At 52.6% G+C, this 23,065-nt stretch carries 15 protein-coding genes; all 15 read left to right on the plus strand.

All coding sequences use genetic code 11. The features are described from left to right. Window positions 1-64: 64 nt before the first annotated feature. The 15 genes from rpoC (at window position 65) to NHM04_RS13330 (ending at window position 23,065) form a co-directional block, all read left to right on the plus strand. Window positions 65-4,291, plus strand: coding sequence for a DNA-directed RNA polymerase subunit beta' (gene rpoC, locus NHM04_RS13260; RefSeq protein ID WP_254264252.1), 4,227 nt, complete (start codon window positions 65-67; stop codon window positions 4,289-4,291). Window positions 4,292-4,492: 201 nt separating this feature from the next. Continuing rightward, window positions 4,493-4,864: a 30S ribosomal protein S12 gene (rpsL, locus tag NHM04_RS13265; RefSeq protein WP_020211072.1), complete on the plus strand. Its 372-nt coding sequence runs from the start codon at window positions 4,493-4,495 to the stop codon at window positions 4,862-4,864. A 94-nt stretch (window positions 4,865-4,958) separates the two neighbouring features. After that, window positions 4,959-5,429 carry a 30S ribosomal protein S7 gene (gene rpsG, locus NHM04_RS13270; RefSeq protein ID WP_254264253.1) on the plus strand — a complete coding sequence of 157 codons (471 nt, stop codon included), beginning with the start codon at window positions 4,959-4,961 and terminating at the stop codon, window positions 5,427-5,429. A gap of 83 nt (window positions 5,430-5,512) precedes the next feature. Beyond that, complete coding sequence (fusA, locus tag NHM04_RS13275) at window positions 5,513-7,627, plus strand: elongation factor G (RefSeq protein WP_254264254.1); 2,115 nt, start codon at window positions 5,513-5,515, stop codon at window positions 7,625-7,627. Between the two features lie 34 nt (window positions 7,628-7,661). Continuing rightward, complete coding sequence (tuf, locus tag NHM04_RS13280; protein ID WP_254264247.1) at window positions 7,662-8,885, plus strand: elongation factor Tu; 1,224 nt, start codon at window positions 7,662-7,664, stop codon at window positions 8,883-8,885. Between the two features lie 181 nt (window positions 8,886-9,066). Further along, complete coding sequence (locus tag NHM04_RS13285; RefSeq protein ID WP_254264255.1) at window positions 9,067-10,119, plus strand: LacI family DNA-binding transcriptional regulator; 1,053 nt, start codon at window positions 9,067-9,069, stop codon at window positions 10,117-10,119. 130 nt (window positions 10,120-10,249) lie between these two features. After that, window positions 10,250-13,126, plus strand: a complete 2,877-nt coding sequence (locus tag NHM04_RS13290; protein WP_254264256.1) for an ATP-binding protein — start codon at window positions 10,250-10,252, stop codon at window positions 13,124-13,126. Next, on the plus strand, window positions 13,126-13,881 hold the full coding sequence (locus NHM04_RS13295; RefSeq protein ID WP_254264257.1) for a response regulator transcription factor: 756 nt from the start codon (window positions 13,126-13,128) through the stop codon (window positions 13,879-13,881). The genes NHM04_RS13290 and NHM04_RS13295 overlap by 1 nt, the downstream gene beginning before the upstream one ends. 146 nt (window positions 13,882-14,027) lie before the next feature. Further along, complete coding sequence (locus NHM04_RS13300; RefSeq protein ID WP_254264258.1) at window positions 14,028-14,282, plus strand: pilus assembly protein; 255 nt, start codon at window positions 14,028-14,030, stop codon at window positions 14,280-14,282. Window positions 14,283-14,319: 37 nt separating this feature from the next. Beyond that, window positions 14,320-16,455, plus strand: coding sequence for a pilus assembly protein TadG-related protein (locus tag NHM04_RS13305; RefSeq protein ID WP_256526617.1), 2,136 nt, complete (start codon window positions 14,320-14,322; stop codon window positions 16,453-16,455). Then, window positions 16,452-17,474, plus strand: a complete 1,023-nt coding sequence (locus NHM04_RS13310) for a hypothetical protein (RefSeq protein ID WP_254264260.1) — start codon at window positions 16,452-16,454, stop codon at window positions 17,472-17,474. Before NHM04_RS13305 ends, NHM04_RS13310 begins: the two co-directional genes overlap by 4 nt. Continuing rightward, the gene (locus NHM04_RS13315; RefSeq protein WP_254264261.1) at window positions 17,467-18,135 is read left to right on the plus strand and encodes a hypothetical protein; all 669 of its coding nucleotides are present in this window, start codon (window positions 17,467-17,469) and stop codon (window positions 18,133-18,135) included. The genes NHM04_RS13310 and NHM04_RS13315 overlap by 8 nt, the downstream gene beginning before the upstream one ends. A 1-nt stretch (window position 18,136) precedes the next feature. Beyond that, window positions 18,137-19,192 (plus strand): hypothetical protein, encoded by a 1,056-nt coding sequence (locus tag NHM04_RS13320; protein WP_254264262.1) that lies wholly within the window; start codon window positions 18,137-18,139, stop codon window positions 19,190-19,192. Between the two features lie 49 nt (window positions 19,193-19,241). Beyond that, on the plus strand, window positions 19,242-21,740 hold the full coding sequence (gene cpaB, locus NHM04_RS13325; RefSeq protein WP_254264263.1) for a Flp pilus assembly protein CpaB: 2,499 nt from the start codon (window positions 19,242-19,244) through the stop codon (window positions 21,738-21,740). A gap of 23 nt (window positions 21,741-21,763) precedes the next feature. Continuing rightward, window positions 21,764-23,065: a type II and III secretion system protein family protein gene (locus NHM04_RS13330; RefSeq protein ID WP_254264264.1), complete on the plus strand. Its 1,302-nt coding sequence runs from the start codon at window positions 21,764-21,766 to the stop codon at window positions 23,063-23,065.

Here is a 23,065-nt window from a genome sequence, read left to right on the forward strand (position 1 = left end):
GGGCGGAGCATTAGCTCCGCCTCGTGTGCAAACTGCACTACTGGAGCCCACTGGAGGAAGCGCCTTGAAAGACTTACTTAATCTGCTCAAGTCCCAGGGACAAACTGAAGAATTTGACGCGATTCGCATCGGCCTGGCATCGCCGGAAATGATTCGCTCTTGGTCGTTTGGTGAAGTTAAAAAGCCCGAGACCATTAACTACCGTACCTTCAAGCCAGAGCGCGAAGGCTTGTTCTGTGCCAAAATTTTTGGTCCGGTAAAAGACTACGAATGCTTGTGCGGTAAGTACAAGCGCATGAAGCATCGCGGCATTATCTGTGAAAAATGCGGCGTTGAAGTGACCTTGGCGAAGGTGCGTCGTGAGCGCATGGGGCATATTGAATTGGCCTCGCCGGTTGCGCATATCTGGTTTTTGAAATCACTGCCAAGCCGTATTGGCTTGCTGCTGGATATGACCCTGCGTGATATTGAGCGCGTGCTGTATTTCGAGTCTTATGTAGTGACCGATCCGGGTATGACTACCCTGGAGCGCGGCCAGCTGCTGACCGATGAGCAGTACTTTGAATCGATGGAAGAGTTCGGCGATGAGTTTGAAGCGCTGATGGGCGCCGAGGCGATTAAAGCGCTGATGTCGGATATCAACCTCGAAGAAGAAATTCAGTACCTGCGCGAAGAAATTCCGAATACCAATTCGGAAACCAAAATTAAAAAGTTCTCCAAGCGCTTAAAGCTGCTGGAGGCTTTCTACTACTCGGGCAACAACCCAGAGTGGATGGTGATGGAAGTGCTGCCGGTATTGCCACCGGATTTGCGTCCGCTGGTACCGCTGGACGGTGGCCGCTTTGCGACCTCTGATCTGAACGACTTGTATCGCCGCGTTATCAACCGTAATAACCGCTTGAAGCGCCTTTTGGATCTGAACGCTCCTGACATCATCGTGCGCAACGAAAAGCGTATGCTGCAGGAGTCTGTAGATGCGCTGTTGGATAACGGTCGTCGCGGTCGTGCGATTACCGGGTCCAACAAGCGTCCGCTGAAATCTTTGGCCGACATGATCAAAGGTAAGCAAGGTCGTTTCCGTCAGAACCTGTTGGGTAAGCGTGTGGACTACTCCGGCCGTTCGGTAATTGTGGTTGGTCCCACCCTGCGCCTGCATCAGTGTGGTCTGCCCAAGAAAATGGCATTGGAGCTGTTCAAGCCATTTATTTTCAGCAAGCTGGAACTGCGCGGCCTGGCCACTACCATTAAAGCGGCCAAGAAAATGGTCGAGCGCGAAGAAGCCGTGGTATGGGATATTCTCGATGAAGTGATTCGCGAACACCCTGTATTGCTGAACCGCGCCCCGACTTTGCACCGTTTGGGTATTCAGGCGTTTGAGCCGGTACTGATTGAAGGTAAGGCTATCCAGCTGCACCCGTTGGTGTGTGCGGCCTATAACGCTGACTTCGACGGTGACCAGATGGCCGTTCACGTTCCGCTGACGCTTGAAGCTCAGCTGGAAGCGCGTGCGCTGATGATGTCCACCAACAACATTCTGTCGCCTGCCTCTGGTGAGCCGATTATTGTGCCCTCGCAAGACGTGGTACTGGGCTTGTACTGGATGACCCGTGAGCGTATTAACGCCAAGGGTGAAGGCATGGTGTTCGCCGATGTGGCGGAAGTATCCCGTGCTTACTACGGCCATCAGGTTGATCTGCAAGCGCGCGTTAAAGTGCGTATCGATGAAACCATCATCGGCAGTGAAGGTGAAAAGCAGGCCACTAAGCGTCTGGTAGAAACCACTGTAGGTCGTGTACTGCTGTGGGAGATCGTTCCCGAGGGTATTCCCTTCGAGATGATCGACCGCGCCATGGTGAAAAAGGCAATCTCTGCGGTTATTAACCACTGCTACCGCGCCGTGGGCCTCAAGGCGACCGTTATTTTTGCTGACCGTTTGATGTACATGGGTTACGACTTCTCCACCAAGTCGGGCTCGTCCATCGGTGTAAACGACTTTGCGATTCCCGATGAAAAGTACGAAATTGTCGCCCGCGCCGAAGAAGAAGTGAAAGAAATTGAAAGCCAGTTTGCTTCAGGTTTGGTAACCGCTGGTGAGAAATACAACAAAGTCATCGACATCTGGTCGCGCGCTAATGACTTGGTGGCCAAGTCGATGATGGACGGTATCAGTTTTGAGTCTGTGATTAACCGCGACGGCGAAGAGGAGCAGCAAACCTCCTTCAACTCGGTTTACATGTACGCCGACTCAGGTGCTCGTGGTAGCCCGGCGCAGATTCGTCAGCTGGCGGGTATGCGCGGTCTGATGGCCAAGCCAGATGGCTCTATTATTGAAGCGCCTATTACCGCGAACTTCCGTGAAGGTCTGAACGTTGGTCAGTACTTTATTTCGACTCACGGTGCGCGTAAAGGTCTGGCCGATACCGCACTGAAGACCGCAAACTCCGGTTACCTGACTCGTCGTCTGGTGGACGTGGCGCAGGATCTGGTTGTTACCATGGCTGACTGTGGTACCGACGAAGGTCTGGAAATGGCGCCGGTGATTGAAGGCGGCGACGTGATCGAATCCTTGGGTGACCGTATTCTGGGTCGCGTAGTGGCTCGCGATGTCGTGCGTCCTAACTCTGACGAAATCCTGGTGCCCGCCGGTACCATGATTGACGAAGCTTGGGTGGAGCGTATTGAAGGCATGGGGATTGACGAAGTGCTGGTGCGCTCGCCAATTACCTGTGATGCCCGTACCGGCATCTGCTCAATGTGCTACGGCCGTGACCTGGCACGTGGTCATCGCGCTAACAAAGGTGAAGCCGTGGGTGTTATCGCCGCGCAGTCGATCGGTGAGCCCGGTACCCAGCTGACCATGCGTACCTTCCACATTGGTGGTGCGGCTTCGCGTGCTTCTGCGGCAGACAATGTTCAGGTTAAGCAGGAAGGTACTATCCGCCTGATTAACATCAAAGTCGTGACCAACAAAGACGGCAACCTGGTGGCGGTATCTCGCTCCGGTGAGCTGGCGGTGGCCGATGCCCAGGGCAGTGAGCGTGAGCGCTATAAGATTCCTTACGGTGCCGTGATCTCTGTTAAAGATGGCGAGCAGGTCGATGGTGGCCAGATTGTTGCCAAGTGGGATCCGCATACTCACCCAATCGTCACCGAGGTGGCGGGTAAGGTGAACTTCTCGGGTATGGAAGATAACCTGTCGGTACGTCGTCAAACTGACGAGCTAACCGGTCTGTCGTCTATCGAGGTAATGGATCCATCCGAGCGTCCGTCAGCTGGTAAGGATATGCGTCCTGCCATCACCTTGACCGACGAAGCGGGTAACGAGCTGTGCTTGCCCAATACCACCATGCCCGCGCATTATTTGCTGCCGGCTCATGCGATTTTGAGCATTGCAGATAACGACACCATTGAGGTGGGTGATGTACTTGCCCGTATTCCTCAAGAGGGTTCGAAAACTCGCGATATTACCGGTGGTCTGCCCCGCGTGGCCGACTTGTTTGAAGCGCGTAAGCCGAAAGAGCCGTCTATCTTGGCGGAAATCTCAGGTACCGTGAGCTTTGGTAAAGAAACCAAAGGCAAGCGTCGTTTGGTGATTACTCCGAACGATGGCCAGCCGCTGGAAGATGGCTCTACCCACTACGAAGTGCTGATTCCTAAGCACCGTCAGCTGACTGTGTTTGAAGGTGAGCAAGTAGTGAAAGGTGAAGTGGTATCGGATGGTCCATCTAACCCGCATGACATCTTGCGCCTGAAAGGTGTTGAGGCTCTGGCGAGCTACATCACCAACGAAATTCAGGATGTATACCGTCTGCAGGGTGTGAAGATTAACGATAAGCACATCGAAACCATCGTTCGTCAGATGCTGCGCAAAGTCGAAATTACCGGAATGGGTGATTCCAGCTTTGTGAAAGGTGAGCAGGTTGAGTACACCAACGTGCTGGCTGAAAACGAGCGTCTGCGCGCTGAAGACAAACAGCCCGCCAAGTTCGAGCGTTTGCTGCTGGGTATTACCAAGGCCTCGCTGGCGACCGAGTCGTTTATCTCAGCGGCCTCGTTCCAGGAAACCACCCGCGTTCTGACCGAAGCGGCGGTTACCGGCAAGAAAGATTCACTGCGCGGCTTGAAAGAGAACGTGGTAGTGGGTCGTTTGATTCCTGCCGGTACTGGTTTGGCTTATCACACCGAGCGCAAGCGCAAGCGTGAAGAAGCTCTGGAATACGCCGATACTGGTGTGAGCGCTGAGGATGTTGAAGCGGCACTGACCGAGGCGTTGAAATCCAGCGGCGAGTAAGATTGGCCCGTTAGGGACATAGAGACATGCCCCCGGTGGTGACACCGGGGTGGGCAATTATTGCTCAATTTTGTCTTGACGGAAGTGGGGGGTGTCATTACAATGCGCCACCCACTTTTTACTAAGTGGGGGATGGCTGTCGCCATCTTCTTTAAATTGGCCTCAAAATGAGGCTTTTATATATCTGTGGAGTTTATTTTCATGGCAACGATCAACCAGTTGGTTCGTAAGCCGAGAAAACGTAAGGTTCAAAAGAGCGACGTACCTGCTCTGCAAGCCAACCCGCAAAAGCGTGGTGTTTGCACCCGCGTTTACACTACCACGCCGAAGAAGCCGAACTCAGCACTGCGTAAAGTGTGCCGTGTTCGTCTGACCAACGGCTTTGAGGTTACCTCATACATCGGTGGTGAAGGGCACAACTTGCAAGAGCACAGCGTAGTACTGATCCGTGGCGGTCGTGTAAAAGACTTGCCTGGTGTGCGCTACCACACTGTTCGCGGTTCACTAGACACCTCCGGTGTTAACGACCGTAAACAGGGCCGCTCTAAGTACGGTACCAAGCGTCCTAAGTAAGCAATCGCGACTTAAGACATACGTTTTCGGGTAGAACCGAGTAAGGCCAGGTGGCTTAGCTGTCCTGGACAATCCCTGAAGAGAGGCTATTAAAATGCCAAGAAGAAGAGTTGTCGCGAAACGCGAGATCTTGCCGGATCCTAAATACGGCAATGTGACTCTGGCAAAGTTCATGAACCATGTAATGGTGAGTGGTAAGAAAGCCGTAGCAGAACGCATTGTTTACGGCGCGCTGGATATTGTGAATGACAAGCTCAATCGTGATCCTATTGAGGTTTTCGATGAGGCTTTGGAAAACATCGCCCCGCTGGTAGAGGTTAAGTCTCGCCGCGTTGGTGGTGCGACCTACCAGGTCCCGGTGGAAGTGCGTCCTGCACGTCGCACCGCGCTGGCTATGCGTTGGTTGGTAGATTACTCCCGCGGTCGCGGTGAGAAGTCTATGCCTGCCCGCCTGGCTGGTGAGTTGATCGATGCTTCGCAGAACAAAGGTTCTGCTGTGAAGAAGCGTGAAGACGTACACCGTATGGCCGAGGCCAACAAGGCGTTCTCTCACTTCCGCTTCTAAGCTTGTAAGCATTGAGAAACAAAAGGCAGCTATTATGGCTGCCTTTTACCATTCTAAGAAATTGGTATTTGGAGACTTCAGCTGTGGCACGTAAGACGCCAATCGCTCGCTACCGCAACATTGGTATTTGCGCGCACGTAGACGCGGGCAAAACCACCACCACAGAGCGTGTACTGTTCTACACGGGCCTCTCCCACAAAATAGGTGAAGTACATGACGGCGCCGCTACCACCGATTGGATGGAGCAGGAGCAAGAGCGCGGCATTACCATCACCTCAGCAGCTGTTACCACTTTCTGGTCTGGCATGCGCCAGCAGTTTGATGAGCACCGCATCAATATTATCGATACCCCTGGACACGTTGACTTTACCATTGAGGTAGAGCGTTCACTGCGTGTACTTGACGGTGCAATCGTGGTGCTGTGTGGCTCCTCCGGCGTGCAGCCGCAGACCGAAACCGTATGGCGTCAGGCCAACAAATATGAAGTGCCGCGGATGGTGTTCGTCAACAAGATGGACCGCACCGGGGCAAACTATCTGCGAGTGGTTGAGCAATTGCGTGAGCGCCTGGGTGCGAACGCCGTTCCCCTGCAGATGACCATTGGCTCTGAAGACGAATTCAAGGGCGTGGTCGATCTAATTAAAATGCAAGCGATTATTTGGAATGAAGATGATCGCGGCATGACCTTCGAATATCAGGATATTCCCGCCGAGTTGCAGGACACCTGCGATGAGATGCGCGAGTATCTGGTCGAAGCGGCCGCCGAGGCCGATGACGACTTGATGAATAAGTATCTCGAAGGTGAAGAGCTGGGCGAAGAAGAAATTAAAGCGGCTATTCGCAAACGCACCTTGGCCAACGAAATCATTCCTGTGCTGGGCGGCTCCGCCTTTAAGAACAAAGGCGTACAAGCTGTACTGGATGCGGTTATTGAATACCTGCCAGCGCCCACCGAAGTAAAAGCCATTGATGGTGTGTTGGAAGATGGCGAGACTCACGATACCCGTGCAGCCGACGATAGCGCGCCCTTTGCTGCGCTTGCCTTTAAAATTGCCACCGACCCGTTTGTCGGTACGCTGACTTTCTTCCGCGTTTACTCGGGAACCTTGGCAACCGGCGATACCGTATTCAACCCGGTAAAAGGTAAAAAAGAGCGCATCGGCCGAATGGTGCAAATGCACGCTAACGATCGCCAGGAAATTAAAGAAGTACTGGCTGGCGATATCGCCGCGGGTATTGGTTTTAAAGACGTTACCACCGGCGATACACTGTGTAACCCCAACAGCGTTATCACCCTGGAGCGCATGGAGTTCCCAGAGCCCGTGATTCACGTGGCAGTGGAGCCCAGAAGTAAAGCGGACCAGGAAAAAATGGGTGTCGCTCTGGGCAAACTCGCCCAGGAAGATCCCTCTTTCCGGGTTCGTACCGATGAAGAAACCGGCCAAACCATCATCGGTGGTATGGGCGAGCTTCACCTGGATATTATCGTCGATCGTATGCGTCGTGAGTTCAGTGTCGAGGCGAATATTGGTAAGCCGCAGGTGGCCTACCGTGAGCGTATTCAAAATACCTGTGAAATTGAAGGTAAGTTTGTCCGTCAGTCCGGCGGGCGTGGTCAGTATGGCCACGTTTGGGTGCGTTTCGAGCCCGGCGAAGACGAGGGCGCCGAGGGGCTGGAGTTCGTCAACGAAATCGTCGGCGGCACGGTACCGAAAGAATACATTCCCGCCGTTGCTAAAGGCATCGAAGAGCAGATGAAAAACGGTGTTTTGGCGGGCTACCCGTTGCTGGGTTTAAAGGCTACTTTATACGATGGCTCGTTCCACGATGTGGACTCCAACGAAATGGCCTTTAAAATAGCCGCATCCATGGCCACCAAAAAGTTGGCCCAGGAGGGCGGTGCGGTATTGCTGGAGCCGATCATGAAAGTTGAGGTGGTCACTCCGGAAGAGAATATGGGTGATGTAGTTGGCGACCTTAACCGTCGTCGCGGCGTTATCCAGGGCATGGACGAAAGCATCAGCGGTAAAATTGTCAATGCCGAAGTGCCCTTGGCGGAGATGTTTGGTTACGCAACTGATTTGCGCTCAGCGACTCAGGGCCGCGCAACCTACAGCATGGAGTTTAAAGGCTATGCTGAGGCACCCAAAAACGTCACCGATGAAATTATGGCAAAAAACAATATCATTAGTGATTAATTGATTCTGATTTTTCAATTAGAGGAAACGTAAAGTGGCAAAAGAAAAGTTCGAACGGAACAAGCCCCACGTAAACGTGGGCACCATCGGTCACGTTGACCACGGTAAAACCACTCTGACAGCGGCCCTGACCCGTGTATGTGCGGAAGTATGGGGTGGTGCTGCAGTTGCTTTTGACGGTATTGATAACGCTCCGGAAGAGCGTGAGCGCGGTATTACCATCGCGACTTCTCACGTTGAGTACGACTCACCGAGCCGTCACTACGCGCACGTTGACTGCCCAGGGCACGCCGACTACGTGAAAAACATGATCACCGGTGCTGCTCAGATGGACGGTGCTATCCTGGTGTGTGGCGCGACCGACGGTCCAATGCCGCAAACCCGTGAGCACATCCTGCTGTCGCGTCAGGTTGGTGTACCTTTCATCGTAGTATTCCTGAACAAGGCTGACCTGCTGGCCGAAGATTGCGGCGGCGTAGGCACCGAAGAATACGAAGAGATGCTGGAGCTGGTTGAGATGGAGCTGCGTGAGCTGCTGTCTGACTACGACTTCCCAGGTGACGACACTCCGATCATTGCCGGTTCTGCCCTGATGGCCCTGAACGGCGAAGACGACAACGAGCTGGGTACCACCGCCGTTAAGAAGCTGGTTGAAACCCTGGATGAGTACATTCCTGAGCCAGAGCGTGCCATTGATCAGCCGTTCCTGATGCCTGTAGAAGACGTGTTCTCTATCTCTGGTCGCGGTACCGTAGTAACCGGTCGTGTAGAGCGCGGTATCATCACCGTCGGTGAAGAAATCGAAATCGTGGGCATCAAAGACACCACCAAGACCACTTGTACCGGTGTTGAAATGTTCCGCAAGATGCTGGACGAAGGCCGTGCGGGTGAGAACGTTGGTGTTCTGCTGCGTGGTACCAAGCGCGACGAAATCGAGCGTGGTCAAGTACTGGCCAAGCCTGGTTCGGTAACTCCGCACGCTAAGTTCGAAGCGGAAGTTTACGTACTGTCAAAAGACGAAGGTGGTCGCCACACTCCGTTCTTTAAAGGCTACCGTCCACAGTTCTACTTCCGTACCACTGACGTAACTGGCGCGTGTGAGCTGCCAGAAGGCGTAGAAATGGTAATGCCGGGCGATAACGTTAAGATGGACGTTACCCTGATTAACCCGGTAGCGATGGAAGAAGGTCTGCGCTTCGCAATTCGCGAAGGTGGCCGTACTGTTGGCGCCGGTGTGGTTGCCAAAATCAACGACTAATTTATCTTAGTCGCTGACAAGAAAAAGGCCGCTTTCGAGCGGCCTTTTTTGTGCCCGCTTGTTGCGGTGCGGCCCGCTTCATAGTTATTTGCTGGCATTTGTGTTATCAATGTGATCAGAGCTTTGATGGAATATTTTCACAGCAATAAGCCATTGGTTGGCAAAATAATAAGGTAAAAAAATGAGCAGCAGAGATAGATCTGGTAGAGCCAGAAAAGTCACCATGAAAGACGTTGCCAGTATGGCGGGCGTCTCTATCATGACAGTGTCGCGAGTGCTCAATAACGACAAGGTGTCGGAGCAAACCCACGAGCGCGTAATGGAAGCGGTAAAAGCGTTGAACTACCGGCTCAATGTCTCCGCTCGCAGTTTGTCGGGCTCACAGTCTTATCTAGTGGGCTTTTTCTACGATAACTCTATTGGCAGTTATATCAGTCAGTACCTGATTGGCGTGTTGCAGCGGTGCAATGAGCTGGGCTATCACCTGGTGTTGGAGTCCTGCAGCTTTGGGGCGCCCAATGTCGAGGATATTGTCAGTGATCTGAGCAGCCGCTATATGCTGGATGGCGTTATCGTGCCGCCGCCGCTGTGTGAATACTTACCTTTGCTGGATGCCTTGGAAAAGGAAGACATTCGCTATGTGAGGGTCGGCCCCGGGTTTGAAATGGATCGCGCTGCCTATGTATCCATTGATGATTATCAGGCTACCTACGAAATGACTGAGCACCTGATTCACGATGGTCACGAACACATAGGTTTTATCAAGGGTGATCGCAATCAGGGGGTGGCGGCGAATCGTTTTCGCGGCTTTTGCGATGCGCTTGCGGCCCACTGTATTCCTCAGGAAAAGGCCGTGGTTGCCCAGGGGGATTTTAACTTTGACGGCGGTATGATTGCCGCCGATGAGATTCTCAATTCGGGCAAGCCGGTAACGGCTATTTTTGCCAGTAACGATGATATGGCCAGTGCCGTAATTGCTGCGGTTCACAAGCGCGGTTTGCGGGTGCCGGAAGACATTGCCGTGGCCGGTTTTGACGACACCACTATTGCCCGCAGTATTTGGCCGCCGTTAACCACGGTGAAGCAGCCCATTGATCAAATGTCGGCAGACTCGGTAGATTTACTGGTAGAGGCGATCCGAGCCGACAGTATTTTGGGGATAAAGCTTAACAAGAGAGTGGTTCTGCCTCATTCAATTGTGGTGCGCGGCTCTACCAGTGCGAGTAATGCTTAGCGCTACTGTCTAAGCTGGCCTTAAATCTTTCACTTTTTAGTGTTGAATGCACCTACTGGGTCAGCGTAGGTGCAGCGCCGTGCCGACTGGAGTAAGCTTGTGCTTTGGTAGTGTCTGACGACAGGCAATTATGCGCGCGCTGTTAAATAAAACATTCTCCCCCACGGTGTTGGCCATACTGGCGCTTACAGCGCTTATTCTCTATACCCTGTGGCAGCAGTATTCCGTAGTCCTGCCCGAAGCGCCCGAAGTGGTCGATGGCCGCGTGGATGTGCCCGCTGATCACCAGGGGCCGTTGGTGCTAAAAGGCTATTGGCGTCTGTACTGGCATCAGTTGCTCACTCCCGAGCAATTACACAATAATTACCGCGAAACCTGGGTGCCGGCGCGCTGGTCTGACCCGGCCTCTGGTGTGAATACGCCACCGGGTGAGGGTTATGCCACTTATGCGGTGGACATCTACTTTGCTCAGCCACCGCATAACCTTGGTTTTAAACTGCCACATCTTTATCGTGCCGCCAAGGTCTGGGCCAATGGTGAATTGCTGGTGTCTACCGGAGAGCCCGCGACCAGCGCCAGCGCAGAGACATCGCGCGATGGTATTCGTATTGCGCCCTTACCCGCGGGTATCGGAACGCACCTGCAGCTGGTGATTCAGGTCTCCAGTTTTCATCATGTGGATGGCGGTCTGTATCGCTCGCCAATTATCGATAGTTGGCCTGCACTGCAGCAGGCCGAAAAGTGGCGGGTGTTTCGCGGCTTATTTCTCTTTTCGTCTACTTTGACTCTGGCTATTTATTTGCTGGTGTTATGGAACAACGCCTCCGCAGGTAAAGAATACCTGTATTTGGGGTTAGGGCTGTTGTGGTACAGCGTACGTATCTTTGGTACCGAAAAGCTCATTTACTATTTATTTCCGGATTTTTCCGCACTCTGGCTAATGCGCGCCGAGTATTACGGAATGTTCTTGTGTGTGCCGGCCTATATCCTGTTCATTCAGGCGCTTTATCCCAAAGATATCAATTACACTCTGGTGCGCACCTATTGGTATGTGGGCGTCGCCGCATCGATTGTCACTTCCTTTGTCGATTCCGGTTGGTTCTCGCGCCTGCGCGACCCTTTCGAGGCTTTGAGTGTCGCCTACATTGTTTACTTTATTGCCTGCTTAATCGTGATTGTGTGGCGCCGCCGGGCGTGGAGTGGCCTGGTCAGCTTCTTAGGTGGCGTTATCGTATTGCTGTTTGTCAACGAGGTTCTCTACTACCGCGAAGTGGTAAAAGTTCACCTCACGCCCTGGGTATATGTGTTTGTGGCGCTCACCAGTCTGGTGTTTTTGGGGCAGCGAATTAACTCGCTGCTGGCCAATGAGGCGCAGCAAAAAGCGCTGCTGCAGCAGGCCGTAGCCGACCGCACTAGAGAACTGCAGCAGCGCTTGGAAGAGTTAGATGAGGCGCGCTGCCACGCGTTAAATCTGGCGCAAAAGCGCAGCGAATTTATGGCCGTGCTGAGCCACGAAATTCGCACTCCACTTGCCGGTATGCTGGGGGCGCTGCGTCTGTTGGGACGCAGTAAAAAACCTGATAGGGAGCTGCTTGGTTACGCCATGGAGGCGGGTACCTCACTGCTGTCGGTAGTGAATGAATCTCTGGATGCGAGCCGCGGCGCCGTCAGTCGCAAAACCGACGGCGATCCGGTCAATCTTGGCCATCTACTCAGCTCGGTGGCGCAGCTGGCGAAAACCACGGCTGCAGAAAAGAACGTAGGTTTGGATCTGGATATACAAGGGCTGGGGTCGCAACCGCGTATGGCGCTGTGTAATTCTCAGGCGTTGCGCCAAATTGTGACGAACCTGCTGCACAATTCGGTTAAGTTTACCGATGCGGGTAAGGTGACTTTAACGGCGAGCATTAACGAGTCGTCAGATGCTGCTTCGAGCTCTTCAACGCAGCAGCCAGCAACTTTGTGCATTGCGGTAAGCGATACCGGGCGAGGTATAAGTCCTGCCGATTTGGATATTATTTTCGAAGAATATGTGCAGGTAGGCGATGACCTGTCTGTGCCGGACTCAGCCGGGCGGGGCAAGGGGCTTGGGCTGGCCATTACCAAGCGGTTGGTAGACGAGTTAAACGGCACCATTTATGCCGAGTCCACCTTGGGGCAGGGCTCATGTTTTCGAGTCGAGCTGCCCGTTACTCTTACTCTGGCAGCTGATGTTACTGATGCCCCTGGCGAACAGCACGAGGTGATTCGCGAAGAGCCTGTGGCCGTTCCTGCGATGAGAGTGTTGGTGGTTGAGGACGACACCGTCAATAAAGCAATTGTGGTGGAATTGCTGGAGGCGGATAAGCACTATGTATCGGCCACCGAGCTGCCCAGCAAAGCTTTGCAATTACTGCAGGGCACCCCTTACCAACTGTGTCTGTTTGATATTCGCTTACCGGAAATGAGTGGTATTGCACTGCTGGCTCGTGCCCGCACCATGGTGGCCGGAACTGGCCCGTTGTTTGTAGCACTGACGGCCAATACCAGCGAAAGCGATATTGCCCATTACCGTGCGGCGGGTTTCGACTATGTCATCGAAAAACCAGTGGATAAAGTGCATTTACGCTACGTTCTTGCACGCGCTCGCTTGGGCAAAACCCAGGCGGATGCATTTTTCCTCCACAATGATATGCGGCCCCAGACGGAGCAGCAGCTTTTGGTAGACAGGCGTCAGTGGCAGAATATTGTTGATGACCTGGGGCAGGCCAGCGCCGGTAAACTGTTGGATGATGCCTATCACTCACTGCGTGAATCTTTAGCGCAGCTGGAACAGGCACTGGAAAAAGGCCGTTTGCGTGATATCTCGCATTTTGCCCATAAAATGAAAAGTGCATCGCGGTCGGTAGGCATGCTCAGCGTGGCGACCATCGCCCATCATCTGGAGTCGGACCCCAGCCGCGCGCTCAATGCACTGGGCAACCTGGGTAATTTGATAGAATTGTCGTATCAACAGTTGCAGTCATAATGAACAATAAAATGGATAAATCGATACCCAGAGTGCTGGTGGTGGAAGATGAACTGACCGCCCGGCATTTACTGGTTAATTATCTTGAGGGGCAAGGCTGGCAGGTCGACACCCTGACCGATGGCCGCGAAGTGGTACAGCGCGTGTTAAAGGCCGATTATGACTTAGTGTTTCTGGATATACGTTTGCCCGGGGGCGACGGCCTGAGCATTTGCCGCGAAATCAGTAGTCAGCACCCCGCCGGTATTATTTTTACCACCTCTCTCGACGATTCTGTTGAGCGTATCGTTGGCCTTGAGGCAGGCGCCGATGCCTATTATTCCAAGCCGCTGCCAATGCGCGAGATGATCGCAGGCGCAAAAGCCCTATTGCGCCGGGTGCAGATGATCAAACAGTTTAAAAACGCGGCTGGTCAGCAAAACACCTGCTGTTATCAATACGATGGCTGGCAGGTGGATGCCGCTCGTCAGCGGGTGGTTGGAGACGGTGAAGTATCGCTGAGCCACAACGAAGCGGCGGTGCTCTTGGCTCTGTGTGAGGCCGATGGTCAGCCGGTGCGCCGGGATACTCTGATGCGGGCTCTGGGCAAATCTGATTGGCTGCCCTTTGACCGTACCCTGGACGTCTTGATCGGTCGCTTACGCACCAAACTCAAGCAAGTCGTGCCTGATGCCGGCGCGTTAATCAGCGCTCAATACGGCAAGGGCTATATGCTCACCGCTCCCTTATTGGGTAAGTCAGACCGCCCCGCCTAGCAGCCAGAGAATGTAACAATTTATTACATTCGTTGCATTTTAGTGCCAATTTTTGCGAATTCTGTCACATAAATCCTGTTATTCTTTACAAATGTTCGCATTCGATGGGGGCGCGGACGTGAGGGTGTTCTAACTGGAGAAAAATTATGAAAATTCAACAAAAAATGAAGCAGCTTGGCCAGGGTATGACCGAGTACATTATTATCGTTGCCCTGATCGCGATTGCTGCGATTACTGTTTATAACTTGTTCGGTGATACCGTGCGCAGCCAGGTAGGTGATATGGCTGCCGAACTTGGCGGTGGCACTGCAACCAACCAGGCGGCTACTGACGGTACAGATGCTCAGACTGAAGCTGCAGTAGAGCATCAGTTGGGTACCTTCCAAGCAAACGAAGATTAATCGCAAACTGGCTGCTTAGCAGCCAGTTTCATTTCTGATGCGTCGGTTTAGCTCCGAAAAAGGGCAGGCCTTTATCTTTGGCCTGCTCTTTCTTGCTGTCGTGGTTATGGCTCTGCTTATCCTGTACAACCAGGGGCAGTTAGTCACTAATCGCGTTCAGCTGGAAAATGCGGCGGATGCCACGGTCTATTCCCAGGCCAAGCTGGCGGCCCGTAACCAGAATTTTATCGCCTACACCAACCGCTCCATGGTGGCTAACGAAGTCTCCATCGGGCAAATGGTGTCACTTTTGTCGTGGGCGAAGCACTATAAGCAAATCAGTGCATTTACCTCTTACCCACTGTATCGCATTCCTGTTGCACCGCCATCGCCTACTACTTTTACCGATGTGCTCAGCGTGGTTACCTTGCCTTACAAGTTAATGGGCGAGGCGGTTTCCGTACCTGCGAATACATTGGTTCAGTTTTGGCCCACCGTTGTTTCTATATTTAACGGTACGGTAGGCGTATTCCAGAAAATGTTTGCTCTGGCTACCTTGGCAGGCCAAGTAGAGATGAGTATGGGGGTGGTGGAAGATCACGAAGACGATCCCAATGACCCTGAAATGTATATACCCGTGGTGGGCTGGTATTTCTTTACGCAGAACGCGCTGCTCACCTACTTTGGCGAGAATTTTAGCCCCACCAACTTAGCGGACTTGGTGGGGGATGCCACCGCCGAAAAAGATTGGTCCGCCGATGCTACCGAATTAACCGAGAGTTTCCTTGGTGATCAGGTTGGCGAACTGGAAAACATGATCAACGACAATAGCGCAGGATTGTCGAAGAAAAAGTCAAAAAATGTCAGCGGTGGCGCCAACTCTAATCTGAATGCGGGCGAAGAGTCCGAAGCAAACGCGATTGAAGCCTATCAGCGTTACATGGCGATAGTGAATCGAAATCGCGCCAGCTTTACCGAAGACAGGCATTGGGATGTCTGGGAGACAACCGGAGATTTGATCCCGGAAATTGAGCTGTCTCTTGGCATTATTACCCTCACGATCGATCTGGATTTCTCTATCGGCGGCGGCATTAAAAACGACGGCGGCACCGTCTATGAGGCTAACAGTCCGTTAGAGTCCGATTCTGACCTGGCGGGCTTAGGTTGGTCTGCCATTGATGTGCTGTCGTTCGGGCTGGAGTTTGACGTCGGGCTGTTTGTGGAAATTGAGCTGTGCCTGCCTATTGTCGGCTGTGATTCGTGGACATTGTTAGACTTTGGCTTTGTGCTGCCCATCGGTTTTCCGCTCGCCGGGGCAACCCATCAAGTCTACAGCAGTAACAGTAAAGCGAAGAAAATTCTTACCGATTGGGGGTTGCCGTTTAACAACGACACCGGCAGATTCGGCGGCGACCCAGATGACCCGGATAACAATGGTGCGTTTGATGGTTTTCACCTGCAGGCCTTGGCCTGGGGGCAGGCCTCTCCAGCTCTGTTGCCCGGCATGTACGGTTTGCGCACCTCGCAGGATGTGACCGATTCCTACGTTGGCCCGCCCTCATTCTTTAGTCTAGGCGGTAGTTTTCAAGAGTCTGGAAAAAGCTATGAATTCACATCGGCCGTGGCTAAAAGCCTGGACGATATCGAAACCTCTGATCATGACAGCCTGAGAGTGGACAGCGATGATGGAGACTGGGACAACGACGAAATCCAGTACACAAATTTCGATGTAAAAACCCGCTCGCGCGCCGAAGGCGATGACTTTGCGGCCGATTATCAGCAGTTTATCTGGAACGATGACCGCCCCATGATGACCGTCAGCTCGGCGGAAACCTATTTTGACAACCCGATGCAAACCCTGACTGATGGCAGCGCCGAACCCGCCAGCCTGTTCAGCCCCTTTTGGGACGCGCGTTTGCGCGAGCCGAGTGCCATTGCCATTTTGATTGCGACCGGCGAGTTAGACTTCACCGAAATCTTTGAAGGTCTGGGGGATTCTGCCATCGATATGGTCGACTGGCTGCTAAATGCCATCGGTGATCGGATGGTCGATACCGCCGTTGATTATATGGTGGAACAGCTCGATTCTCCTTGGGATGCGTTGGCGGAAGACCCGATGCGTGACGGTGCGAGTTATGTCAAAGACATCGCAGTCGATGCCGTAGTGGATGAGCTTGAGGAATTTATGCCATGAATGGGATAAAACCTTTGCCGATCAACAAAAGCACGCATAATCAATACGGCCAGGCTATGACAGAGTTTGTGGTCAGTGTTGGTTTTATCTTTTTGGTGCTTTTTATCGTCGTGCCAACCTTCGGCAAGATTCTTGATATTAAGTTTACCAACCAGCAAGCCGCGCGCTATGTCGCCTGGGAACGCACCGTTTGGCTGCAGGATATGAACGCCTGGGGCGGGAACGCAAATACCGGTGATTTTGATATCAGCTCTAACGAGTTTGAGAGTGTGGCTATACGCAGCAATTCAGCGCTTAGTAATTCGGTAAGCAATCGGTTTTTTAACGGCCAGGGGCAAGCCGTGATTAAACCTATTAGCTCCAGTGATGCCGACGGTGCCAGTGGTGATGTGAGTAGTCTTTGGACTTACACCCAATCTAAACAAAGTATGTTCCAGAGCGTAGAAGTAATGGATACCGAAGAGCAAGATACCCCTGCAATTTCTTATGACGTACTCAGAGTGCTAGAGACCGGTTTGAAAACTATTACTGGACCAATAAATACCTTGCTTGGAGCTGTTGGTGCAGATAACGACGATCTAATGATGTTGGATTATAACTTTCAAGGTTATTACAGTCCGACAGTTCGTACTTCGCTGAATACGGGTAATGCCAAAGGCGGCGGTAATGGCAAGTGGGATCGCAACGATGGCGATTGGGGCGGCGGTATCGAAGACGCTATTTTTCAGAATTGGGACGGACGATTTACGGCAAATTCGGCCATTTTAGCCGACGGCTGGAACGCACAGAGTGTGGGCTACTATCAGGACCGGGCAGATAACTTTGTGCCCAGCACTGTTTTCGATAATGACCTGTTTGATGTGGTGAAAACAGCGGCCAGCCTGCTGGAAGGCGGTCCAGATAATAGTGCAATTTATAAGTTGGACTTTGGTGAAATGGGCGTTGAACCCATGCCCGGGGAAGACGGGGCACCTTTAGATGTCACATGCGATGATGGGCACTGTTACTACGATGAATAAAAAGATTTTATGTTTAGGTGCATTGTGTTCATCGCTGCTTAGTGAGGTGGCGTTTGCCGATTGCGATTTTTCTGATTTTCCCACCATGGCGGAAATGAAAGTAAGCGCGCTGATGGACAATGCGCAATACAACAATCGACCTTTGGGGGTGCGCTCGTTCAGCGCCAGTGTTTCGGCTGACTCTGTGTTGGGGTTTTATCAAAGACGTTGGCGCGACCGTTCAGTGCAAAGCACTTTTGGCCCATGGCAACAAATAGGCACCATGGAAGACGAGTGTTTTTTTACTGTGCAATACGGTGGCGCCGGTGAAAACAGTTTTGGTCGGCTCTTGATAAGTAGGGTGCCCGAGGCGGATATCGAAAGCGCTCTGGGTGAAGGAGTCGTAAAGCCTGCGGACGCTCTGGTGGTGTCGGATATGTTAACCGACGATGGCCCGAAAAAAGGGCGCGTAACCATTATCACCAGCGAGCAATCGGTGTCTGAATTGGTCAGTTTTTATCGCACAGAAATGGCAATGGATAACTGGTCGCTCGAGCAAAATTTCAGCCAGCAGGGCGGCACGGTTTTAGTGTTTCGAAAAGGTATAGATGAAAATAATATTGTCATTATGCCGGCGGGAGATGCCAGCCAAATTTTGATTAATGAGGTTGAAATTAACTGACATGGCTCGTTTTCGTAGCAATCGTTGGCGTCAGCTGGGTCAGTCAATGGCCGAATATACCGTGGTGATGGCGGCACTGGTTGGCGGTCTGCTGGTGGCCAATCGCGGCGCCTGCCCCGATGAGTACGAAGACTGTATCGAGTACTTATTGACGGTTATGCACGATAACTACGATGGTTATTCGTCTTCAATTTCGGCTGTGCATGAGTACGCGACTGACTATGAGGTGTCCGAAAGCACCGGCGGTTGGGAAAATGGTGACGGCGGCGATGGCAGCGATGACGGTAGCTCGGGCGGGGGCAGCAACCCAGAACCCGAAATGCCTATCAGCCAGACAACCATGATCACTGCCTACGGCGGCATGAGTAATCTAGGGGAGTACGATCCCTCCACGGGCCTTGTGACCCAGAACGGCGAAATTGTCGGCAGCTACGATCCCAATACACAGGTGTTTGAATCGGTCGATGGCGAAACCATTGGCAATGCCCAGGCTACCGATGTGGTAGCCGATGCAGACGGCAATGTTTTACAGCGTGAGGCAGTCACCAACTGCGCGGAACCTGCGGGCGTGATTGGCTTTGGTTATCGCAGTCAGGCAGATGGCAACTTTTACGATTCTCTGCAATTTAATGAAATGGATGTCGATGGCGAGGGCTATTGTACCGAGGCTTCTTATCAGGTTTGGGACAATCAGGGTAACGAAGACGGCGGCCGTATTGTCGATGGCTATTACTATGCCGTATCAACCACTCCGGCCGAATACTTAGATACCGGCGTAAAAGAGCCCGATGGCGAGGTGGTGTTTTTCGATTTGGGAGGTGGAAGCTATCAGTGCGCGGTAATGGCCTACGGCTGGGATAGTGGCATTGATACCGAAGATCTGTCAGACGAAGAAATTTATGCAGAGCAACTTAAACTGTTGCTGGAGCCCAACGAAGAAGAGACTACCAAAATCGGCACTATGGACAGTGAGCATTATTATACGCAGGTCTATGCCTATGGAGAAACTCCGTCGCCCAATGACTGTGTATCGAGTCGTGTCATAACAGCACCATAAAAACTATTGAAAGCGGGGTGTGTCCCGCCTGTAAAACTTGGGGAAAGCAATGAAGCAAATGTCTGGCTCGCGCCTGTTTATGATCGCCGTCGTGTGCGGTGTGATAGCGGCATTTTTAACCATTTACTATTTAAAGTCTGTCGAGGAGCGTTATCGCCGCGCCAATCAGCCGCAAAAAGTGGAAACCGTGGCTGTGGTGGTACCGAAAAAAGACATGGTTAAGGGCGATACCATTACCATCGATGCAATCGGCAAGCTGGACGTGCCGCGCAAATTCTTACCCTCAAACTTTATTCCCGCCTCCGAGTATCAAAAAATACTGAACCGTAATATCGCATCGCCTTTGCAGGCAGGCCGAGTGATTACGGTTGAAGCGATAACCGGAACCAAGGCGGAAACCTTCTCCGAGACGGTCGAGCTGGGCCGCCGTGCCTACAGTGTAAAAGTTAATAACGTCGATTCCTTTGATGGCTTACTGCGCCCCGGCGACGTGATTGATCTGATGGGCGAATTTGATCTAGAGGATTTGGGCATAAGCGGCGGCGCGCAAGAGGTAAATGAAGTCGTAATGCCAGTTCTCGAAGAGGTAACCGTGCTCTCGGCTGGGCGAGAAGATCATACCGGCCGTCGTTACGAGCGCTCGCGCCAACAGAATTCTGTGGACGGCTTTAACATGGAATTCACCATTGTCACCTTGAGCTTAACGCCTCGTCAGGTTGCGAGAGTGCAATTGGCCGAGGCCACAGGTGAAATGTTTGCGATTTTGCGCCACCCCAAAGACACCAGTATGGCCGAGTACGATTTTATCCGCGCCGATGTACTGCTGACGCCCGAGCCCGAGCCATTAGTCGATGTGGTGCTGGATGAGAATGGCAACCCCATTGGCAGAGTCGTGGGCGATAACGTGGTGGACGCGAATGGCAACATCATTGGCAAGGTGGTCGATGGTAAGGCTGTGGCCTTTGACGGCACAACCCTTGGCACTATTGTGGAGAACGTCAGTGAAGACGACCCCATGCTGCGTGTGCGCGAGCGCGCCGATGTTGTGCGTGATGCCAGTGGCAAAGTGATTGGCAAAGTAGAAGAAGTAGTGCGCGATGCAAATGGCAATGTGATTGGCCGGGTTGTTAACGGCCAGGTCGTCGATGACAGTGGCAATGTGATTGGGCGTGTTAATGCCGATGGTAGTGTGACCGACAGCAGCGGTCGGGTGATTGGCCAGACAGAGAAGGTGGTGGTTGATAAGTCCGGAAAGATCATTGGCAAAGTTAATAAAGATGGTACTGCCGTGTCCAACACCGGTGAGGTGTTAGGCAAAGTGCAAAAGAATGTCGCGCTGGATTCCAGTGGCAACGTGGTGGACTTGCGCGAATCAACTGTGCCTCAAGGCCGTCCCAAAGTGGCGCAGGTAGTGCGCGATAAAGACGGTAATGTGATTGGTCGGGTGGTTGACGGCAAAGTGGTCGACGCCAACGGTAAAGTTATCGGCCGTGTGGATGAGAGCGGTAAAGCGGTTGGTTTGAGCGGCGAAACCCTGGGCGTGGTGGAAGAAGCCGTGATCGATCGTGACGGTAAAGTTGTCGGTCAAGTTAAAGAAGTTGTGCGGGACTCCAGCGGCCGGGTAGTCGGCGAGGTGCAAGAAGTCTTGCGCGATGCCGACGGCAATGTGATTGGTCGCGTAGTTAACGGCCAGGTAGTCGACAAAGACGGCAAGGTCATTGGCAAAGTCAATAAAGACGGCAGTGTCACCAGCAACGAAGGACGCGTACTGGGTAAAGTGGAAAAGGTTGTCGTAGATGATTCTGGCCAAGTGGTCGGCACCGTGGATAAATCCGGCAAGGCCGTAGGGCTTAACGGCGAAACTCTGGGCAGCGCGGAAAAAGTCATGGTGGGCAGTGACGGCAAAGTGCTCGGCAGCGTTGAAGAGGTAGTACGCGACGCCAGCGGCAATGTGATTGGCAAGGTTGAAGAAGTCGTGCGTGACGCCGATGGCAATGTTATTGGGCGTGTAGTCAATGGCCAGGTAATTGATGCCGACGGCAATGTGGTGGGCACGGTGAATGATGATGGTTCTGTGACCGGCACTGACGGCCAAATACTGGGACGCGTAGAGAAAGCGGTGGTGGACAGTCAGGGTAATGTGATTGGTCGGGTTAACGCCGATGGCACCGCCGTGGCCGAGGACGGCCGTGTGCTGGGTACGGTTGAGCAAACGGTTTTGGGCGCCGATGGTCAGGAGCTGGATGAAATGACCGAGGTGGTTCGCGACGCCGACGGCAATGTCATTGGACGCTTGGTGGACGGCAAGGTCGTCGATGCCAAAGGCAATGTCATTGGCGAGCTCAAAGACGGCAAGGTTGTCGACAGTAGCGGCAAAATTATTGCCAATAATGTAAGCGTTAGTACCGAAAGCCGAGGCGATGTTGCGGCGCAGTTACGTCAGAATGAAGCGGCAAAAATCACTCGCGAAGTTGATTACGTGGAATTTATTCCCGGCGGTGGCGGTGACGAAGGCATTGTGCCGGTGAAACGGGTGCGCTTGCAGTGAGTACAAATACAACAAAGACAACCATGGATAAAATGGCTATGAATGTGCGAATGTTTTTGGGGGTGATCGCGGCGCTGTTGTTTACCGCTAGCGTAGAAGCCAGAGTCCTGCCTGAAGTTCTCGAACTGTACGAGGGTGAGTCTCGGGTTATCGAGGTGCCGAATGTCACGCGAATTTCCGTGGGCAAAACAGGCTTGGTAGGTTACACCTTGCTCAAGAATGGTGAGGTGGTTCTTTCGGCAACCGCTGAGGGGGAAACCAATATGCAGGTTTGGTTTGCCGACGGTTCCCGCGAAGAAGTTGATATATCGGTTATTCAAGTATTTAGCAGCGCTCGGGAAATGGCAGAGATCCGCCGTTTAATTGGCGATATACCCGGCGTCGAGATCAAGTCTGCTGGGCGCCATGTGGTGGTGGACGGCATACTAGAAGAGCGCGACATGCAAAAAGTAGATGTCATCGCGGGCTTATACGAGGACTTAATTATTCTTGCCCGTACTACCGATGAATTTGAACAAAAGATGATTTACTTCGATGTGCAAATTGCCGAATTTGATCGCAGTAAGACTGAAGAGCTGGGTATTAACTGGCAGAAAAGTTTTACCGGCCCTTCGCTGCGCTATGGCAAAACCTGGCAGGCGGCTGGCGCTGCGGTGAATATGTGGTCTGAGGAGGACTTGGAAGATGGTTATGTCTATCAAACGGGCGCACGGGGCGTACTGTTTGGTATCGCCTCCGAAATTACATCGATGATCGATTTGCTGGAGCAGACGGGTTCGGCCATTGTTTTATCCTCGCCAAGGCTCAGTGCTCGCAGTGGTGGTGAGGCGGCGTTAACCGTTGGTGGTGAGGTGCCGGTTATTACCAGCTCACTGAGCGGCTCGAGTGTTGAGTACAAAGATTACGGTGTTATTTTAAATATCCTGCCCAAGCTGGACTTATATGGCAATATCGCGGCGCGAGTGGACGTCTCCATCAGCCAGCTGGATTTGGCGCAGGCCGTGGACGGCCAACCTGCCTTTAAAAAGCGTGCCACCTCTAACGATATTAAACTCAAGCCCGGGGATACATTGGTGCTGTCGGGATTAATTACCCGCGAAGAGCAGGCCACAGTAAGCAAAGTAAAATGGCTGGCCGATATTCCTATTTTAGGTGAATTGTTTAAATCCAAAAGTTTTTCCGGCGGCGAAACCGAAATGGTGATTTTCCTCACGCCCCATGTGCTTACCGATTTGAAGTCTGGCCCCAATCAGGACGTATTGGATCGTGTGGACGATTACGTCAAAGAGCATGAAAAATATATGAAAACTGGTTTGGTGGATTAA

The organism is Gilvimarinus sp. DA14, from assembly GCF_024204685.1.
In the GTDB taxonomy this organism is placed as follows: Bacteria; Pseudomonadota; Gammaproteobacteria; order Pseudomonadales; family Cellvibrionaceae; genus Gilvimarinus.

What these genes read in the sequence shown, in the direction of transcription:
- rpsL (WP_020211072.1), top strand. Translation starts at nt 4,493, where the DNA reads ATGGCAACGATCAACCAGTTGGTTCGTAAGCCGAGAAAACGTAAGGTT.
- rpsG (WP_254264253.1), top strand. Translation starts at nt 4,959, where the DNA reads ATGCCAAGAAGAAGAGTTGTCGCGAAACGCGAGATCTTGCCGGATCCT.
- NHM04_RS13285 (WP_254264255.1), top strand. Translation starts at nt 9,067, where the DNA reads ATGAGCAGCAGAGATAGATCTGGTAGAGCCAGAAAAGTCACCATGAAA.
- NHM04_RS13290 (WP_254264256.1), top strand. Translation starts at nt 10,250, where the DNA reads ATGCGCGCGCTGTTAAATAAAACATTCTCCCCCACGGTGTTGGCCATA.
- NHM04_RS13295 (WP_254264257.1), top strand. Translation starts at nt 13,126, where the DNA reads ATGAACAATAAAATGGATAAATCGATACCCAGAGTGCTGGTGGTGGAA.
- NHM04_RS13300 (WP_254264258.1), top strand. Translation starts at nt 14,028, where the DNA reads ATGAAAATTCAACAAAAAATGAAGCAGCTTGGCCAGGGTATGACCGAG.
- NHM04_RS13305 (WP_256526617.1), top strand. Translation starts at nt 14,320, where the DNA reads ATGCGTCGGTTTAGCTCCGAAAAAGGGCAGGCCTTTATCTTTGGCCTG.
- NHM04_RS13310 (WP_254264260.1), top strand. Translation starts at nt 16,452, where the DNA reads ATGAATGGGATAAAACCTTTGCCGATCAACAAAAGCACGCATAATCAA.
- NHM04_RS13315 (WP_254264261.1), top strand. Translation starts at nt 17,467, where the DNA reads ATGAATAAAAAGATTTTATGTTTAGGTGCATTGTGTTCATCGCTGCTT.
- NHM04_RS13320 (WP_254264262.1), top strand. Translation starts at nt 18,137, where the DNA reads ATGGCTCGTTTTCGTAGCAATCGTTGGCGTCAGCTGGGTCAGTCAATG.
- cpaB (WP_254264263.1), top strand. Translation starts at nt 19,242, where the DNA reads ATGAAGCAAATGTCTGGCTCGCGCCTGTTTATGATCGCCGTCGTGTGC.
- NHM04_RS13330 (WP_254264264.1), top strand. Translation starts at nt 21,764, where the DNA reads ATGGATAAAATGGCTATGAATGTGCGAATGTTTTTGGGGGTGATCGCG.